This window comes from Paenirhodobacter sp. (assembly GCF_041916475.1).
GTDB lineage: Bacteria > Pseudomonadota > Alphaproteobacteria > Rhodobacterales > Rhodobacteraceae > Rhodobacter.
This window is the reverse complement of record NZ_JAYRZN010000034.1, coordinates 1-17,615: the sequence shown is the minus strand read 5'-3', so window position 1 is coordinate 17,615 and position 17,615 is coordinate 1. Positions and strand designations below refer to the sequence as shown.

The 17,615-nt window shown below is 66.5% G+C and carries 17 protein-coding genes and 2 tRNA genes; 6 read left to right on the top strand and 13 right to left on the bottom strand.

The window, feature by feature from the left end; all coding sequences use genetic code 11:
• Positions 1-22 precede the first annotated feature (22 nt).
• The 3 genes from ligA (at position 23) to ACOMG5_RS13835 (ending at position 5,145) form a co-directional block, all read left to right on the top strand.
• Positions 23-2,182, top strand: a complete 2,160-nt coding sequence (ligA, locus tag ACOMG5_RS13845) for an NAD-dependent DNA ligase LigA (RefSeq protein ID WP_420344388.1) — start codon at positions 23-25, stop codon at positions 2,180-2,182.
• Positions 2,179-4,269 carry an ATP-dependent DNA helicase RecG gene (gene recG / locus ACOMG5_RS13840; RefSeq protein WP_420344387.1) on the top strand — a complete coding sequence of 697 codons (2,091 nt, stop codon included), beginning with the start codon at positions 2,179-2,181 and terminating at the stop codon, positions 4,267-4,269. The genes ligA and recG overlap by 4 nt, the downstream gene beginning before the upstream one ends.
• Before the next feature lie 336 nt (positions 4,270-4,605).
• Positions 4,606-5,145, top strand: coding sequence for an isochorismatase family protein (locus tag ACOMG5_RS13835; RefSeq protein WP_420344386.1), 540 nt, complete (start codon positions 4,606-4,608; stop codon positions 5,143-5,145).
• On the opposite strand, the gene ACOMG5_RS13830 is transcribed toward ACOMG5_RS13835, so the two are convergent.
• Positions 5,142-5,564 (bottom strand): iron-sulfur cluster assembly scaffold protein, encoded by a 423-nt coding sequence (locus tag ACOMG5_RS13830; protein ID WP_420344385.1) that lies wholly within the window; start codon positions 5,562-5,564, stop codon positions 5,142-5,144. The two genes, ACOMG5_RS13835 and ACOMG5_RS13830, sit on opposite strands and share 4 nt — an antisense overlap.
• Before the next feature lie 62 nt (positions 5,565-5,626).
• On the opposite strand from ACOMG5_RS13830, the gene hisI reads away from it, so the two are divergent.
• Positions 5,627-5,983: a phosphoribosyl-AMP cyclohydrolase gene (gene hisI / locus ACOMG5_RS13825; RefSeq protein ID WP_420344384.1), complete on the top strand. Its 357-nt coding sequence runs from the start codon at positions 5,627-5,629 to the stop codon at positions 5,981-5,983.
• Here the strand turns inward: hisI and gluQRS are convergent.
• From gluQRS to ACOMG5_RS13795, 6 genes are all read right to left on the bottom strand, one after another.
• Entirely contained in the window at positions 5,964-6,818 is an 855-nt protein-coding gene (gene gluQRS / locus ACOMG5_RS13820) for a tRNA glutamyl-Q(34) synthetase GluQRS (RefSeq protein ID WP_420344383.1), read from the bottom strand. The genes hisI and gluQRS overlap by 20 nt on opposite strands.
• Entirely contained in the window at positions 6,803-8,134 is a 1,332-nt protein-coding gene (gene trmFO / locus ACOMG5_RS13815; protein WP_420344382.1) for a methylenetetrahydrofolate--tRNA-(uracil(54)-C(5))-methyltransferase (FADH(2)-oxidizing) TrmFO, read from the bottom strand. The genes gluQRS and trmFO overlap by 16 nt, the downstream gene beginning before the upstream one ends.
• Positions 8,135-8,170: 36 nt before the next feature.
• Positions 8,171-8,860, bottom strand: a complete 690-nt coding sequence (locus tag ACOMG5_RS13810; protein ID WP_420344381.1) for a hypothetical protein — start codon at positions 8,858-8,860, stop codon at positions 8,171-8,173.
• A gap of 76 nt (positions 8,861-8,936) precedes the next feature.
• The gene (gyrA, locus tag ACOMG5_RS13805) at positions 8,937-11,669 is read right to left on the bottom strand and encodes a DNA gyrase subunit A (protein ID WP_420344380.1); all 2,733 of its coding nucleotides are present in this window, start codon (positions 11,667-11,669) and stop codon (positions 8,937-8,939) included.
• 85 nt (positions 11,670-11,754) lie between these two features.
• A complete protein-coding gene (locus ACOMG5_RS13800; RefSeq protein WP_420344379.1) occupies positions 11,755-12,237 on the bottom strand; it encodes a disulfide bond formation protein B in 483 nt (160 codons plus the stop codon).
• Positions 12,238-12,241: 4 nt separating this feature from the next.
• The gene (locus ACOMG5_RS13795) at positions 12,242-12,823 is read right to left on the bottom strand and encodes a YqaA family protein (protein ID WP_420344378.1); all 582 of its coding nucleotides are present in this window, start codon (positions 12,821-12,823) and stop codon (positions 12,242-12,244) included.
• Between the two features lie 118 nt (positions 12,824-12,941).
• On the opposite strand from ACOMG5_RS13795, the gene ACOMG5_RS13790 reads away from it, so the two are divergent.
• Complete coding sequence (locus ACOMG5_RS13790) at positions 12,942-13,793, top strand: neutral zinc metallopeptidase (protein WP_420344377.1); 852 nt, start codon at positions 12,942-12,944, stop codon at positions 13,791-13,793.
• A 98-nt stretch (positions 13,794-13,891) separates the two neighbouring features.
• Positions 13,892-13,975: transfer RNA gene (locus tag ACOMG5_RS13785), tRNA-Leu, on the top strand.
• Positions 13,976-14,190: 215 nt separating this feature from the next.
• Here ACOMG5_RS13785 and ACOMG5_RS13780 read toward each other — a convergent pair.
• The 6 genes from ACOMG5_RS13780 to ACOMG5_RS13755 all read right to left on the bottom strand — a co-directional run bounded on the left by ACOMG5_RS13780 (position 14,191) and on the right by ACOMG5_RS13755 (position 17,595).
• On the bottom strand, positions 14,191-14,679 hold the full coding sequence (locus ACOMG5_RS13780) for a deaminase (protein ID WP_420344376.1): 489 nt from the start codon (positions 14,677-14,679) through the stop codon (positions 14,191-14,193).
• Positions 14,676-15,479 carry a HupE/UreJ family protein gene (locus ACOMG5_RS13775; RefSeq protein ID WP_420344375.1) on the bottom strand — a complete coding sequence of 268 codons (804 nt, stop codon included), beginning with the start codon at positions 15,477-15,479 and terminating at the stop codon, positions 14,676-14,678. Before ACOMG5_RS13775 ends, ACOMG5_RS13780 begins: the two co-directional genes overlap by 4 nt.
• Positions 15,476-16,321 (bottom strand): peptidyl-prolyl cis-trans isomerase, encoded by an 846-nt coding sequence (locus ACOMG5_RS13770; RefSeq protein ID WP_420344374.1) that lies wholly within the window; start codon positions 16,319-16,321, stop codon positions 15,476-15,478. The genes ACOMG5_RS13775 and ACOMG5_RS13770 overlap by 4 nt, the downstream gene beginning before the upstream one ends.
• A 4-nt stretch (positions 16,322-16,325) precedes the next feature.
• Positions 16,326-16,739 carry a DUF302 domain-containing protein gene (locus tag ACOMG5_RS13765; RefSeq protein WP_420344373.1) on the bottom strand — a complete coding sequence of 138 codons (414 nt, stop codon included), beginning with the start codon at positions 16,737-16,739 and terminating at the stop codon, positions 16,326-16,328.
• Positions 16,740-16,742: 3 nt separating this feature from the next.
• The gene (locus ACOMG5_RS13760; protein ID WP_420344372.1) at positions 16,743-17,075 is read right to left on the bottom strand and encodes a DUF3604 domain-containing protein; all 333 of its coding nucleotides are present in this window, start codon (positions 17,073-17,075) and stop codon (positions 16,743-16,745) included.
• A gap of 444 nt (positions 17,076-17,519) precedes the next feature.
• Positions 17,520-17,595, bottom strand: a tRNA-Ile gene (locus ACOMG5_RS13755).
• Positions 17,596-17,615: the final 20 nt, after the last annotated feature.

Here is a 17,615-nt window from a genome sequence, read left to right as displayed (position 1 = left end):
GGGGGCAGCCGAGGAGAGCCAGATGACAACTGACCCCACGCCGGAGCCGGTCGCACCCCTGACCGATGACGTGTCCCGGGTGACGCCAACGGAGGCCCCCGACGAGATCGCCCGCCTTTCCCGGGCGATCGAGGCGGCGAATACCGCGTATCATACGCTCGATGCGCCGGAGATATCGGATGCGGCGTACGACCTGCTCAAGCGGCGTTTGGCGGCGCTTGAGGCCCGGTTCCCGCAGCTGGCCGCGGCGGACAGCCCGACGCAAAAAATCGGTGCCACCGTCGCTGAGGGCTTCGGTAAGATCGTGCACGAGGTTCGCATGGTGAGCCTCGAGAACGGATTCTCTGAAGAAGACTTGCGCGATTTCGATGCCCGCGTGCGCAGCTATCTCGGGCTCGGCGCGGATTCTCCCTTGGCTTATACCGCCGAGCCGAAGATCGACGGGCTTTCGCTGTCGCTGCGCTACGAGCATGGGCTGCTCGTGCAGGCCGCGACCCGGGGTGATGGGGAGGTCGGCGAGAATGTCACCGAGAATGCGCGGACGATCGCGGAAATTCCGCAGCGGATAGAAGGCGCGCCAGCGGTCCTCGAAGTCCGCGGCGAAGTCTATATGAGCCATGCCGATTTCGCCGCCCTCAATGCCGCCCAGGAAAGCCGCGGGGAGCGCCTCTTCGCCAACCCGCGCAATGCCGCCGCCGGATCGCTGCGCCAGCTCGACGCGCGGATCACGGCGCGGCGCAATCTCCGCTTCTTCGCCTATGCCTGGGGCGCGCTGTCGGATCCGCTCGCGGAAACCCAGTTCGAGGCCATCGCCCGGTTCCGCGCCTTCGGATTTCGCACCAACCCGCTCACGGTGCTGTGTGAAACACCGGATGCGATGATGGCGCAATACCGCGCGATCGAAGCGCAGCGAGCGACCTTGGGCTATGATATCGACGGCGTCGTCTACAAGGTCAACGATCTCGCGCTCCAGCGCCGGCTGGGCTTTCGGGCCACCACGCCGCGATGGGCCCTCGCGCATAAATTCCCCGCAGAACTCGCCTGGACCCGGCTCGAGAAGATCGAGATCCAGGTCGGCCGCACCGGCGCGCTGAGCCCGGTCGCACGCCTGCTTCCGGTGACGGTGGGCGGCGTCGTCGTCTCCAATGCCACGCTGCACAACGAAGATTATATCCGCGGCCGCGATTCCCGCGGGCAGGAGATCCGCGCAGGCAAAGATATCCGCGAGGGCGACTGGGTGCAGGTCTACCGCGCCGGCGACGTGATCCCCAAGGTCGCCGATATCGACCTCTCGCGCCGCCCGGCGGAGGCTGTGCCCTATGTCTTTCCGCAGACCTGCCCGATCTGTGGCTCCGCCGCGATCCGGGAGGAGGGCGATTCCGTCCGCCGCTGCACCGGCGGGCTGAACTGCTCCGCGCAGGCACTTGAAAAGCTGAAGCATTTCGTCTCGCGCGCGGCCTTCGATATCGAGGGCCTCGGCCCACGCCAGCTGGAAATGTTTTTTGAGGATGACGACCTGCGCGTGCGGGAGCCGGTAGACATTTTCACGCTGGAGGAACGCGACGCGGCCAACCCGCTGCGCAAGCTGAAGAACCGCGACGGCTTCGGCGACAAATCCGTTACCAACCTGTTCCGCGCCATCCGTGAGCGGCGCAGCGTGCCGCTGAACCGGCTGATCTTCGCCTTCGGCATCCGCCACATCGGCGAGGAAACCGCGAACCTGCTCGCGCGGCACTACGGCAGCTGGGACGCGTTTATCACTGCCATGCGCGCCGCGGATGATCCGGCGAGCGGCGCCTGGGCCGAGCTGATGTCCATCGACGGGATCGGCGCAACCACGGCGCAGGCTCTGGTGACCTCGCTCAACCATTCCTCCGACCGCGCGGCGATCGACCGGCTGATGGCCTATGTCAGCGCCGAGCCGGTGGCGCAGCGGGTGGCCACAGATAGTCCCGTCGCCGGTAAAACCCTGGTGTTCACCGGAACGCTCGAACGCATGACCCGGGCGGAAGCGAAGGCCCGCGCCGAGGCGCTTGGCGCCAAGGTTGCGGGCTCGGTCTCGGCCAAAACCGACCTGCTGATTGCCGGGCCGGGCGCTGGTTCGAAGGCGAAGAAGGCCGCGGAGCTCGGCATCGAGGTGATCGACGAAGACGCCTGGATCGCGCTGGCGGGGGGCGTATGAGCGGACGGCCCGCAGCCCTCTTTCCCCTGTTCGCGGGCATCGAGACGCTGCCCGGTATCGGAGCGAAAACGGCCAAGGCACTGGAACCATTGGGAATAGAACGCCCGCGCGACATGCTGTTCGCGCTGCCCTACGCTGTCGTGGATCGCCGGCCTGTGGCTTCCGTGCGCGAGCTGGTGGCGCCGTGTGTCGCGACCGTGGAGGTCGTCGTGCGCGCCCATATGCCCGCGCGGCGCAAGGGCGGGCCGTCGCGGGTGCTGGTGCAGGATGCCGCGGCGGAATTCACGCTCGTGTTCTTTCACGCCCGCGGCGACTATCTGGAGAAGACCCTCCCCATCGGCGCCCGCCGCCTCGTCTCGGGCAAGATCGAGGCGTTCGAGGGCTCGGTACAGATGGTCCATCCCGATCACGTTTTCCTGCCGGAGGAGGCCGATCGCCTACCGGCCTTCGAGCCCGTCTATCCGCTCGGCGCAGGCGTTACGCAGCGGCTGATGGCAAAGGCGGCCGAGGGCGCGCTGGCCCGCTTGCCGCAGCTCGGCGAATGGATAGATCCGGGTCTCCTCATGCGCGAAGCCTGGCCGGACTGGGCCGGGGCCCTGCGCGAGGCGCACCAGCCGCGCGGGGCGCAGCCGGTTGCGCAGGGTGCGCCGTCTCGGGCGCGGCTCGCTTACGATGAGCTCTTCGCGCATCAGCTCACGCTGGCGCTGGCCCGCCGCCGCGAACGGCGCCTGAAGGGGCGCATCACCCAGGGCGACGGCGCCCTGAGCGGCCGCGTTCTTGCGGCTCTGCCCTGGCCGCCGACTGGGGCACAGACCCGATCCGTCGCCGAAATCCGGGCCGATATGGCGTCGGAGCGGCGGATGAACCGGCTCCTGCAGGGCGATGTCGGTGCGGGCAAGACCCTCGTCGCCCTGCTCGCGCTGCTGACGGCGGTTGAGGCGGGCGGGCAGGGGGTGATGATGGCACCGACCGAAATCCTCGCACGCCAGCATCTGGAGGGGCTAGCGCCGCTGGCTGCGGCGGCGGGCGTACGCGTCGAGGTTCTGACCGGGCGCGACAAGGGCACTGAGCGCAGCGAAAAGCTCGATGATCTCGCGCAGGGCCGGATACAGATCCTGGTGGGCACCCATGCGGTGTTTCAGAAGGATGTGGCGTTTCACGATCTGCGGCTGGTCGTCATCGACGAACAGCACCGGTTCGGGGTCGCGCAGCGAATGGAGCTCGGCGCGAAGGGCGAGCGGGTGGATGTACTGGTGATGACCGCAACGCCGATCCCGCGTTCGCTCGCGCTGGCGCAATATGGCGATATGGATGTGAGCCTGCTGGACGAAAAGCCGCCGGGCCGCAAGCCCGTCCGCACCGCGCTGATGGCCACGGAGCGCCTGCCCGAGGTGATCGATCATCTGAAACGTGCCGTCGCAGAGGGGCGGCAGGCCTATTGGGTCTGCCCGCTGGTCGAGGAAAGCGAAAAGGTCGATCTGACCTCGGCCGAGGACCGTTTCCGCGCGCTGCGTGCGGACCTGGGCGAAGGGGTCGTCGGGCTCGTGCACGGCCAGATGCCCGTTGCGGAGAAGGACGCCGCCATGGCGGATTTCGTCTCCGGGCGGACGCGCGTCCTCGTGGCCACCACCGTGATCGAGGTCGGCGTCAATGTCCCCAATGCCTCGATCATGGTGATCGAGCGGGCCGAAATCTTCGGCCTCGCACAGCTGCACCAGCTGCGCGGGCGGGTGGGCCGCGGCGCCGCCGATTCGACCTGCCTGATGCTCTATCAGGCGCCCCTGAGCGAGACCGGCGAGCGCCGCCTGCTTATCCTGCGCGAGACCGAGGACGGGTTCCGCATCGCCGAGGAAGATCTCGCCATGCGCGGCGCGGGCGATGTGATCGGCACCGCGCAATCGGGCCTGCCGCGGTTCCGCATCGCCGATCTGGAGCGCCAGGCCGGGCTGATGGCCATTGCACAAACGGATGCCCGCGCGCTCCTCGAGCGCGACCCGGAGCTCACCAGCCCGCGCGGCCAGGCGGCACGGAGCCTGCTCTGGCTGATGGAACAGGATCGCGCTTTCCGTTTGCTGGATGTTGGCTGAATGTTCTCACAAAGTTCTTTACAGGCATTAAGAATCATGAGAACAATTTAGCAACAACAGCATGGAGGTTACGGAATGCATAAGGATCTGCCCGCCATTTTCGCCCGCAACCCCCGGCTGTGGCACGATGCGCTCGGCGCCGTGTCGCTCTGCGTTACCTTCGTGGGGGTGCTGTTTTTGCCCGGTTTTCTCTGAACTGCCTCGCGCTTTCGCGCCCGCATCTGTCCCCGCGGACCGCCTGACTGAAAGCGCTTCCTGCGCCGCCATCCCTGCGATGGCGGCGTTTTTTCTTCTGCACAGACATGTTAACCGGAGGGGAAACGGGGAGGACGGTGAATGGCGAAGACACTCATCATCATCGACATGCAGATGGACATGCAGCGCCGGATCGATGCGGGCTATGACCATGTCAACACCGAGGCGCCGGCCCGGGTCGCGGCACTTGCGGCCGCATTCCGGCAGCGCGGCTGGCCCGTTGTCCATGTCCGGCACCGGGAGGAGGATCCGGCCTCGGGCTTTCATCCTGCGGCCACGGGTTATCCGCCAATGCCCTGCGCCGAAGCCGAGGGCTCCGAGCCGATCTTCGAAAAGCGCACCTCTTCCGCTTTCGCCTCGACGGATCTGGAAGCCTGGCTGCGGGCGGCAGGCTGCAGCGATCTGGTCGTCGTGGGGGCGGTGGCGGGGTTTTGCGTGAATTACACAGTGCGCGCGGCCGCGGATCTGGGCTTCCGGGTCACGGTCGTGCCGGATGCGGTTCTGGGCTTTGGTCTGCCGGATGCGGGGCAATCCGCGCGCGCGATCTTCGATGTGACGATGGCCCTGCTCGCCACCGATTTCGCGGCGATGGCGCAGAGCGCCGAGGTTCTGGAGGCCTAGCTCAGCGCCGCCAGCGTGGCCTGTGGCGCGAGCAGGATCGAGGCATGCCGGTTCGGATAGGCCCGCGCCGCCTGCAGCACCTCATAGCCCGCAAACGGGGCCGCAGGCACCGGCCCGCCCGCGAGCATCGCCTCCAGCTCCGCGCAAAGCCGCGCCACCTCACTGCGCGTAAGGCCCAGCACCTGCGCCCCAAAAATCGACGCCGAAGCCTGGCCAAGCGCGCAGGCCTGCACCTTCTGCCCGAAGGCCGCGATCCGGTCGCCGTCCAGCTGCACCGTGACCTCCACGGTCGATCCGCAGAGCGGCGCGCGCTTCCGGGCGCTGGCACTGGGGTGGGGCAGCGGCTCGGTATGCGGGATCGTGGCGGCCAGCGCCAGGATCTGCTGCGAATAGAGCTTGAACAGGTCGGAATCGCTCATGGCTTCCCTCGGGGCGTTTCCCGCCTTAGATATGAGCGTCCCGCGACAGAGGAAAGCCCCGGATGCACTTCGATCCCGCCACGCTGAAATACGATGCCAACGGCCTGATCCCCGCCATCGCGCAGGATCACGCGACCGGCGAGGTGCTGATGATGGCCTGGATGACGGCCGAGAGCCTGAGCGAGACGCTGCGCAGCGGGCAGGTGACCTATTGGTCGCGCTCGCGGCAGGAGCTCTGGGCAAAGGGTGCGACCTCGGGCCATGTGCAAAAGCTGGTCGAGCTGCGGATCGACTGCGACCGCGACTGCCTGCTTCTGCTCGTGGATCAGGCGGGGCCCGCCTGCCACACGAACCGGCGCTCGTGCTTTTACACGGCGCTGAGAAACGGCACCGCGACCGTCATCCTCGATCCGATGTGAGCCCGACCATCCGCCGGATATCGGCGGGCGTGGCACCTTCGGCCCGGTAGAGCGCGATCGCCCGGGCATCGTCGCGCTTGGCAAGGCGCCTCCCATCCGGATCGCGGATCAGGCTGTGATGGCAATAGGTTGGCGCCGGAAGCTCAAGCAGAGCCTGAAGTACCACATGGATCTGCGTCGCCTCGGACAGGTCTTCGCCGCGGGTCACATGGGTAATGCCCTGCGCCGCATCATCGAGCACCACCGACAGGTGATAGGACGTGCCCATCTCGCGCCGCGCCAGCACCACATCGCCCACGGCATGTACCAGGTGTTCGCGCGAAATCCGCTGTGTCCCTTTGTGGCGGGGGCCGGTCTCCACGAAGCTGCAATCCCGCGCCGCGCGGAACATCCGCAGCCGCAGCGCTGCCTCCGGCAGCGGCCCCCGCGCCGGAACGCCGCGGCAGGTGCCCGGATAGATGATGCCATCGGGGCCGTGGGGCGCGCCCTCCTGCGGGGCGGAGGCCGCACGTTCGATGTCGCTCCGGCTGCAGCTGCAGGGGAACAGGAGCCCGCGCGCCCAGAGATCGGCCAGCGCCGCGCGGTATGCAGGCAGGCGCTCCGATTGCCGCATCACCGGCCCGTCCCAGTCGAGGCCGAGCCAGCGCAGATCGTCGTAGATCTGCGCCTCCCATTCGGGCTTCGCGCGCTGCCGGTCGATATCCTCGATCCGCAGCAGGAAGCGCCCGCCCGCGGCGCGCGCCATGTCATGCGCCACCATCGCCGCATAGGCATGGCCAAGGTGCAGCGGCCCGGTCGGCGAGGGCGCAAACCGGGTGACTACTGCGCCAGCCATGCGCGGAACGCGTCCTTGGCGCGGTCTGTATAGGCCTTGTAGCGGTCCTTGCGGCCGCGCCGGCCGCCCTTGGCGTCGATCGGGGGGAAGAGGCCGAAGTTCACGTTCATCGGCTGGAAGGTCTTGGCCTCGGCGCCGCCGGTGATGTGATGGATCAGGCTGCCCATCGCGGTTTCGGGCGGCGGCGGCGGCAGATCGCGCCCGAGGAGCCCGGCCGCGGCCATTCGCCCCGCCAGGAGCCCCATCGCCGCGCTTTCCACATAGCCCTCGACCCCGGTGATCTGCCCCGCGAAGCGCAGCCCGGGCCGCGTGCGCAGCCGCATCCGGTCGTCCAGAAGCGTCGGCGAATTCAGGAAGGTGTTGCGGTGGATCCCGCCAAGGCGCGCGAAAGAGGCGTTCTCCAGCCCCGGAATCATCCGGAAAACAGAGGTTTGCGCACCGTATTTCATCTTCGTCTGGAAGCCCACGATATTATAGAGCGTGCCGAGCGCATTGTCGCGGCGCAGCTGAACCACCGCATAGGGCTTCACATCGGGCTGATGCGCATTGGTCAGGCCGATGGGCTTCATCGGCCCATAGCGCAGGGTCTCGCGCCCGCGTTCGGCCATCACCTCAATGGGCAGGCAGCCATCGAAATAGCCCGCCGTTTCGCCCTCGTGGAACTCGGTCTTCTCCGCGGCCAGAATCGCGTCGATGAAGGCCTCGTACTGCGGCTTCGTCATCGGGCAGTTCAGATAGGCCTTCTGCTCTTCCTCGGTCTCGCCCTTGTCATAGCGGCTCTGGCGCCAGACAACATCCATGTCGATGCTCTCGGCATAGACGATGGGCGCAATGGCATCGAAGAAGGCCAGGCTTTCGGCCCCGGTCTCGGTGCGGATGCTCTCGGCCAGCGCGCCGGAAGTGAGCGGCCCGGTCGCGATGATCCAGTGCCCTTCGCGCGGCAGCTCGGTGATCTCGCCCTCCGCGAAGGAGATCAGCGGATGGGAGCGCAGTGCCGCGGTGACGGCTTCCGCAAAGGCCTCGCGGTCCACCGCCAGTGCGCCGCCCGCGGGCAGCTGGTGGCGGTCCGCCATCTGCATGATCAGCCCGCCGGCCGCACGCATTTCCCAATGCAGCAGGCCCACGGCATTGCGTTCGTCATCGTCCGAGCGGAACGAATTCGAACAGACCATTTCCGCGAAATTGCCGCTCTGATGCGCGAAGGTCCCGACCTTCGGGCGCATCTCGTGCAGGACGACCGGCACCCCCATGGAGGCCGCCTGCCAGGCAGCCTCGGATCCGGCCATGCCGCCGCCGATGATATGTAGCGTTTCCATGGGCGGGGATGTAGCGCCCCGCCCGTGGCGTTGCAATCACTTCCCGGGCAGGATTTCCTGCAGACCGCGAGTGCCGAAGGTCACACCCTGGTTCGCGCCGAACACCGCCTTCAGGCCAAGCGTCAGGAAGACTTCGTTGTCCGAATCCTCCAGCGAGGCGACGCCCAGCTCGGCATTGCCCATCAGGCCGGGGGTGATCTCGTAATTCGCCGTGGCACCGAGGCGGGTCAGGTCGGAATCGGCCTGGACCGTGGCGAACTTGCCGCCGAGGCTGAGGCGGTCGTTCATCGGGACGCTGCCGTCGAAGGTGATCGCATAGCCATCGTCCTTGCGCCCGTCGAGCCAGGCATAGGAGGCGTCGTAGTTCAGCGCGCCGATGCTCGAGGCATATTCGAGGCCGTAGTTTTCCACGCGGTCATGGTGGATCCAGTCCTTGCCGACGAAAACGCCGATCGAGCCGGAATTCAGGTGATAGATCCCGTGCAGGCCGAAGGTGGTGCCGTCCCAGTCGGCCAGCCCGTAGTAGCGCTGCTTCAGGTCGATCTGGGCGCCGAACTGGCCGAAGCCGAATTCCATGGCGCCACCCAGGGTGGATTTGTTGACGTCGCGGGCCTTGCCGTCCGCCAGGGTCGAATATTCGCCGCCGATTTCCGCGCCGGTGATTTCGGCGCCGGCAACGGCGGGCAGGAGCATGGCGCCGAGCGCCAGCACGATAGCTTTCTGCATCTTGTACCTCATGTGGTTCGGGCGGTCTGACGCCGCCCCTGTCTGGCCCGCGCGGGATTGCCCGCACGGGGAATTCTCATTCTTCGCCCTCAGGCTCCTGATCGGCGATCCGCGCGACCGAGACGACTTCCTCGTCTGCGCCGGTATTGAACACCTTCACGCCGCCTGCGGAGCGGGAGCGGAAGGAGATCCCCTCGACCGGGCAGCGGATCGACTGGCCGGTGGAGGTGGCGAGCATGACCTGATCGGGCATCTCCACCGGGAAGGAGGCGACGAGCGCCCCCCCGCGCATGCTCTTCTCGAAGGCGGTGACGCCCTGGCCGCCGCGCCCGCGCACGGGATAATCGTGCGAGGAGGTCAGCTTGCCCACGCCCTTCGCCGTGATGGTGAGGATCAGGTCCTGCGCCGCCAGCATTTCCGCATAGCGGTCATCGCCCAGAATGCCCTCGGCATCCGCATCCTCGTCGTCGCTCTCGGTGATCTCGCCCGGCTCCTCATCGGCGCCGAGCTCGGCGCGGTAGCGCTTGATGAACTCCACCCGCTCCCAGGGCTCCGCATCGAAATGGCGGATCACCGACATCGAGACGACCTTGTCGCCCTCGGCCAGCCGCACGCCGCGCACGCCGGTGGAGGAGCGGCCCTTGAACACCCGCACCTCCGGCACCGGGAAGCGGATCGCGCGCCCGCCCGCCATCACCAGCATGATGTCGTCGTCCTCGGTACACATCCGGGTATCGACCAGCGTCACCCCTTCGGGCAGCTCCATCGCACGCTTGCCGTTGCGCATCACCTTGGCGAAATCGCTCAGCGCATTGCGGCGCACATCGCCATCCGAGGTGGCGAAAAACACCTGATAGCCATCCCATTCCGCCTCGGGCGCATCCACCGGCATCAGCGCGGCGATGCTCACGCCCTGCGGGATCGGCAGGATATTGACGATGGCCTTGCCCTTCGATGTGCGCCCCGCGAGCGGCAGGCGCCAGCATTTCAGGCTGTAGACCATGCCGTCGGTGGTGAAGAACAGCAGCTGTGCATGGGTATTGGCCACGAACAGCGTGGTCACCACATCGTCTTCCTTGGTCTGCATCGAGGCGAGACCCTTGCCGCCGCGGCGCTGCGCGCGGAATTCGGCCAGCGGCGTACGCTTGATGTAGCCGCCCGAGGTTATGGTCACCACCATATCCTCGCGCTCGATCAGGTCCTCGTCCTCGAGGTCTCCGGCCCAGTCGACGATCTCGGTGCGCCGCGGCACCGCGAACAGCCCCTTCACCTCGCGCAGCTCGTCGGAGATGATCGCCATGATCCGCTCGCGCGAGCCGAGAATGGCCAGATACTCGCGGATCTTGCCCGCCAGCTCCACCAGCTCGTCGGTGACTTCCTGCACCCCCATCGCCGTCAGCCGCTGCAGCCGCAGATCCAGGATCGCGCGGGCCTGCGCCTCGGAGAGGTTGTAGGTGCCGTCGGCGTTCATCTCGTGCAGCGGGTCGTCGATCAGCCGGATGTATTCGGCGATCTCATGGGCGGGCCAGCGCCGCGTCATCAGCCGGTCGCGCGCCTCGGCCGGGTCTTTCGAACCGCGGATCGTCGCCACGACCTCGTCCACGTTCGACACCGCAACCGCGAGGCCGCACAGGATATGGCTGCGCTCGCGCGCGCGGCGCAGCTCGAACGCCGTGCGCCGGGCCACCACTTCTTCGCGGAAGGTGATAAAATGCGTAAGGAAATCGCGCAGTGTCAGGGTTTCGGGCCGGCCCCCGTTCAGCGCCAGCATGTTGCAGCCGAAGGAGGTCTGCAGCGGCGTGAAGCGATAGAGCTGGTTCAGCACCACATCGGGGGTCGCATCGCGCTTCAGCTCGATCACCACCCGCACGCCGACCCGGTCGGATTCGTCGGCAATGCCAGAGATGCCCTCCAGCCGCTTGTCGCGCACCAGCTCGGCGATCTTCTCGATCATCGCCGCCTTGTTCACCTGATAGGGGATCTCGTCCACGATGATCGCGTGGCGGTCCTTGCGCACTTCCTCGATCCGGGTCTTGGCGCGGATGATCACCGAACCGCGGCCCTCCAGATAGGCCTTGCGCGCGCCGCCCCGGCCCATGATCTGTGCGCCGGTGGGGAAATCCGGGCCCGGGATGATCTCCATCAGCGCCTCGGAGGACATGTCCGGGCTCTCGATCAGCGCGAGGGTGGCATCCACCACCTCGCCCAGGTTGTGCGGCGGGATGTTGGTGGCCATGCCCACGGCAATGCCGCCCGCGCCATTGACCAGCATGTTCGGGAACCGCGCCGGCAGCACCGTCGGCTCGCGGTCCTTGCCGTCATAGTTGTCCTGGAAGTCGACGGTCTCTTTCTCGATATCGGCCAGCATATAGGCCGAAGGCTTGTCCATCCGGACTTCGGTATAGCGCATGGCCGCCGCAGAATCGCCGTCCATGGAGCCGAAGTTGCCCTGCCCATCGAGGAGCGGCAGCGACATCGAGAAATCCTGCGCCATCCGCACCAGCGCGTCATAGATCGCCGCATCCCCGTGCGGGTGGTATTTCCCCATGACGTCGCCCACCGGACGCGCCGATTTGCGATAGGCCTTGTCATGCGTGTTGCCGGTCTCGAACATCGCATAGAGGATGCGCCGGTGCACCGGCTTCAACCCGTCGCGCAGATCGGGGATCGCGCGCGACACGATCACGCTCATCGCGTAATCGAGATAGGCGGTCTTCATCTCCTCGGCGATCGAGACGGTCGGCCCGTCATAAACAGGGCGTTTCGGCCCTTCGTCGAGGGTTTCCGGCGTGTCGGGAGTGTCGGTCACGAAGCTCGCTCGTTCTTCTAGATCTTGTTGGGCGCCACTATAGCGCAATCAAGCGTTTGGGTGCAATCGTGAACGGGCAGGGCGCTCAGGCCCTGCGGGATTTCGCCCATGCCAGGAGCCAGAGCGCCGCGAACAGCAGCGAGAAGACCGCATTCAGGTTCGGCATGGTGATGCCGAGCATCTGCCAGGCGATTTCATCGCAGCGGATCAGCGGCGCGTTCTGGATCTGCTGCAGCAGATCGGCGGCCGACATCGAGCCCGGCGCGGAGGAGGTGCAGCTGGTCGGGCCCTGGATCAGGTGCCGCTCCACCAGCGAATGATAGACCCCGATGCCGCCGGTGATCGCCGCCGCCAGCGCACCGAGCAGCGCCAGCACCATCGGCAGCCGGAACGCAAGGATCAGCGCCCCGAGCACCGCCGCCGCCAGATGCGGCCAGCGCTGATCGATGCAGAGCGGGCAGGGCGGATACCCGGCCGCCTGGAACAGGAGCGCACCCGCCAGCACGGCGGCCGATCCGCCCGCAGCCAGCGCGACGAGGCCGCGCGGGGTGGTGAAGGTCTTCAGCATTTTTTCAGCCTTTCAGCAGGAACCAGGCGAGGCCCAGCAGCACCAGCAGCCCGACCGCAATCCAGGCCATGCGCTTTTCGATGAAATGCGCAATCTGCGCGCCGTAGCGCGAGAGGAGCCAGGCCAGCCCATAGAACCGCGCGCCCCGCGCCACGATGGCCGAGAGGATGAACAGCACCGGGTTGAAGCTGATCACGCCCGCGAGGATCGTCACCACCTTCATCGGCGGCACATGCGCGAGGCCCGAGGTCACCAGCATCGCGAGGATCGCCAGATCGCCGGTGGTGCCCTGCAGCTTCTCGAAGCTGTCCATCTTGCCCATCGCCTCCAGCATCGGGCGCCCGACGAGATCGAAGGCGTAATGGCCGAGAAGCCAGCCGAAAATCCCGCCCAGAACCGAGAACAGCGAGGCGATGAAGGCGTAGCGCCAGATCTTCTCGGGGCGCGACAGGCACATCGGCACGAACAGCACATCGGCGGGAATCGGGAAGAAAGAGCTTTCGACAAAGCTGATCGCGCCCAATGCGCCCTCGGCGCGCGGATGCCCGGCCAGGCTGAGCGTCCAGTGGTAGAGCTTGCGGAACATCGTACCCCTCGTGTTTTCCGATGCTTCCCCCGTGGCGCGGCGCAGGTCAAGCGCAACGGGGCTTTTGCGAAAGCACGAGGAAGGTTAATCTCGGGAACGTGAAACGGGAGTGCATGCGATGAAGTGGCAGGGGCGGCGTGGCAGCGGCAATATCGAGGATCGTCGCGGGCAGGGCGGCGGCGGGCTGCGGATCGGTGGCGCGGGCGGGCTCGGGCTGCTGGCAATCGTGCTGGTGGGCTATTTCCTGGGCGTGGATCTGACGCCGCTGCTGAATGGCGCCGATACCGGGCCGAGCGTGCAGACCCAGGGCGAGCTGACCGATCAGGACCGGCAGGTGGGCGATTTCGTCTCGGTGGTTCTGGCCGATACCGAAGAAGTCTGGACGCAGATTTTCCAGGGGTTGGGGCGGAGCTATACCCCCACCACCCTCGTGCTCTACAGCCAGATCACGCCCTCGTCCTGCGGGACGGCTTCGGGCGCGACCGGGCCGTTCTATTGCCCGGAGGACAAGAAGGTCTATCTTGATACCGATTTCTTCGCGACCCTGTCGCGGCAGCTGGGCGCGCAGGGCGATTTCGCCGCGGCCTATGTCGTGGCGCATGAGGTCGGGCACCATGTGCAGGACGAGCTCGGGATCCTGTCGAAGGTGAACGCGGTGCGCGCGCAATCCTCCGAGGCGCAGAGCAATGCGCTTTCGGTGCGTGTCGAGCTGCAGGCCGATTGTTTCTCTGGCGTCTGGGCGCGCCACGCGCAGGAGCAGTTCGGCTCCCTCGATGAGGGCGATATCGCCGAGGCGATGAATGCCGCCTCCCGCATCGGCGACGATACGCTGCAGCGCAATGCCGGGCGCCACCCGATGCCCGACAGCTTCACCCATGGCACATCGGAGCAGCGGCAGCGCTGGTTCGCCGAAGGGTTCCGCAGCGGCGACGTCGGCGCCTGCGATACCTTCTCGGCATCCGATCTCTGAGCGGGTGCTGGCGGCCTCCCGTATTTCACGGCCGATATTTCGCGGCCCATATTTCGCGGATTGACGCGCGCCGCCGGGCACCCCATAAAAGCAGCGACGCGGGCGTGGCGGAATGGTAGACGCAGCGGATTCAAAATCCGCCGTAGCAATACATGTCGGTTCGAGTCCGACCGCCCGTACCAATATGCGCCTGTCATGGCCGTATGGATCCGGACATTCCATCACATAGCCAGTGTTTCCGCGCATCAAGACGGCGCCCGAAGAACGCCGCGAACACCCCTTCAGCCCCAGCAGGGCGCCGAAATCCTCGCGATGTAGACGCTCAGGGGGAAGCCCGGGAGCCACGAAAGCACTCCCGAAGCGCACGGCGCGGAAGCGGCGCCGCGCAGCCAGAGGCTCAGCGCCAGACACCCTCATACACCTCGGCCGCTTCATCCTCGAGCAGAGGACCGACGACCTCCACAGGACGCTGACCGGCAGAAAAAACCGCACGGCAGGGCAGATCGAGCGTCGGATTTTCCGGATGATCTCCGGTCATGGACTTCAGCCGATGCTCCGACAGCCCATAGACGACCGCTTTGACCCCGGCCCAATCGGCAGCCCCGGCGCACATCGCGCAGGGTTCCGCCGAGGTGTACATGGTGCATTCGCGCAGAAAGGCGGGCTCGAAGCTCGTCGAGGAGCGCGTCATCAAAACCCGCTCGGCATGCCCTGTCATGTCGTGATCGGGGTTGAACGCGTTATGCTGCGTCATGATCACCGTACTATCCGGCCCGACGAGTATTGCCGCAAACGGGCGCCGGGCTGCCGCACCAAAGGCGAGCACGGCGCCGATGAAGACCAGCTGCCCCGCCTCGACCCCGATATTGAAGGACAGAAGCGTCATCGGGATATCGTGCCCCGCGGCAGGCCGATCTCGCGCAGCGCACCGGCAAATCCGAGGCCATGCACGAGACCGAAGCCGAAGGAGACCAGCGCCGGGAACCTTTGCGCGAGCGGATCGCGGTGACCCGCCGGTTTCGCGAGCTCCCAGGCCAGAAACACGATCGAGAGCGCAATCACCACTTCAACCGGCGCGGAGGGCAGATCCAGCCATCCCATGGTTGCGCAGGCGAGCGTGATGCTGTGGGCAAACGTAAACGCGCTCACCGCCGAGAACAGCCGGCGCGGATCGCGCACGAGCAGGAGGAGCGCCAGCACGAACAGCAGATGGTCGACCCCTTCGAGGATATGGGTCACGCCAAGCGCGACATAGCTGGTGAACACCTCGAAATGCCCGGGATCCCGGGGCACGGTGAATGCTGGCGAGGCGGCCGTGAGGCGCTGCGTCATTGCCATGCCCGGCGCGGTCTCGTAGCGCACCAGCGTATCGGTGCGGGTATTCGCAAGCCCCTCGATACGGATCTGACCGCCGGCGAGGCCCCCCGGGCAGGCCGCGAGCGAGACCGTGCTCCAGCCGCGGCCATCGAAATGCGGCGGGGGCGCGGGCTCGGCCGTGCATTGGGCGGGCAGGGCGGGTGTGATCGCCATCGGGCGGCCATCCACATCCGGCATCCGCCAAGTCACGCGCCAGCGATCTCCGCCCATGGCCGAAAGCTCCAGGTAGCCCGGATCCAGCGCATGGGCGCGCGCGGCCATGGGCTGCAGCAGCGCCAGCAGGCAAAGCAGGGCGGCGCGCAGGATCATGGCCGGGCCTCGTCCGAAATTTCGGGAAGCTCAAGTGTGTAGCGCCGCAGCAGATTGGCGATATGCGCTTCGCGCATTTTGAGGGCCTGATCGGCGCGCCAATCGGCCAGCACACGCGCGCGCACCTTTTCGAGCGGCGGCAGGATGCCCTCCTGCCGGCCCTCCAGCCGCACGAGATGCGTGCCAAAACCACTGTGCACCGGGCCGGACCAGCGCGCGAGCGGCAGCGCGGCGACTTCGCCGCCGAAGCCTTGGCCGAAGACACGCTCCACCGCCGGAGCCGCCATCGCCTCCACCTTCGGCGGCAAGAGGCTCGATGCGTTCAGCCCGGCGGGATCCGCGCCCTGTTCGAGCTTCGCCTTCACCGCCTGCACCTCCGCCGGCCCGGTATTGGCCGGCAGCAGCACCTGCGCGAAACTCAGCGCAGCGTCCTGGCCGAACCGCGCGGCATTCGCGCGGTAATAGGCCTCGAGCGTGGCATCGTCCGGGGTCAGGGCGGCGGCCGGAGCCTCGGCCAGGAATTCGATCTTGTTGCGCAACCGGTTGCGGATCATCGTGTCGCCCTGGTCGAGGCCGAGGGCCAGCGCTTCGCGCACGGAAGCCTCCTCGATCGCCCAGTCTCGGATCATGGCGCGCAGCTCCTCGGGATCGGGCGCGCGGTGGCGGGTGGTGACGAAATCCAGCGCCAGCCGCTGCGCATCGGTTTCCGAAAGGCGCAGTACGTTTTCTGGCGGGGGCTGCTCGGAGGCCGGGTTCTCCAGGCCGTAATAGCCGAAAGCGAGCGCGCCCAGCGCGAAGAAATGCAGCAGCGGCGAGGTGAGGATCGCCCTGAGTCTCGGCATAATATCAGCCTTTCGCTTTTCCGCGCAGCGCATCGGCCACGCGGCCCAGCCGGGCCGAGGCATCCGCGGCAAGCTCGGCGATTTCTGCTGTCTCGGCCAGATCGCCCATGGCCATCATCCGGCCCGCATCGACGATGCGCACGAGGCTGCCTTCCGGCGCGTCCTCCACCGTCACGTTGCAGGGCAAGAGCAGCCCGACATCGGGCCGCGCCGCGATGGCCTTGTACGCGAGGCCCGGATTGAAGACCCCGAGGATGGTATAGCGGCGAAAGTCGCGGCCCAGATTCTCGGCAAAAGCCTTGTCTAGGTCGATGCGCGACACCACTCCGAACCCTTCGACGGCCAGCGCCGCGATGACCTCCTCGACCGCCGCGTCAAACGGGCGGCCGAGAGGCACGGTTGCACCAAGCTCCGTCATCGCTCACTTCGCCGGGCCATACCAGATCGGCGAGCTGTAGGCGCGCTCGGTCATAGTCATCGGCACGTCATCGGTGAACTTCGCCTCCTTGAAATAGGCCGCGTCGAAGGCCGTCCAGCGCGGGGTCGGGATCTCGATGACGCGGGCATAGTAGAACGCCTTCAGCGCCGGGTCGAATTCCGGATCGGTCCAGACCGTGATCAGCTCCGGGGCGCCGATCGTATTGGTGAAGCTTGCCTTTTTCACATCGACGGTATTGACCACCGGGGGCAGCTTGCCATCGGCGCCGGGCTTGCGGTCTCCGGACCACACCGCATCATAGACCTTCTCCTGCATGCTGCCAGCCGTTTAACCCAATATTTTGCGACGCTATTTCACGCACAGGCTTTCAAGCTGGCGGCACTATTGGATTCCGACAGCGCGGGCGATCAGGCGCCGAAGCAGAACGCAGTTGGCCACTCGCTCCGCAACAAAGGCATCTTGCGGAAGAAGGACTTCCGCGACAGTCCCGTCAAAGCTGCCGAAATCAAAGACATGCTTCGCGAGAGGTTGATTTGCCGGCGCTTGGCAGTACCCGAGGGGGACGTCTTAAGGTGATGCGATACGGACATCAAGGAAGTGCGGAAATATTGCGAAGCGTTCGGTCGCCAGAAGAAGGCCGAAGCGGAGATTTTCAGTCTCCCTCGCTGGCGAATGGAGACGAACGCTTCGCGGAGCCTTCCGGTGGGCTCGCCAAAAATGACGGTAAAGCTCTGATGGAAAATGGAAAATTATGGTATCTGGTAGGCCCGGAGGGACTTGAACCCCCAACCAAGGCGTTATGAGCGCCCTGCTCTGACCATTGAGCTACAGGCCCCCAATGTCCCTCATGGGACT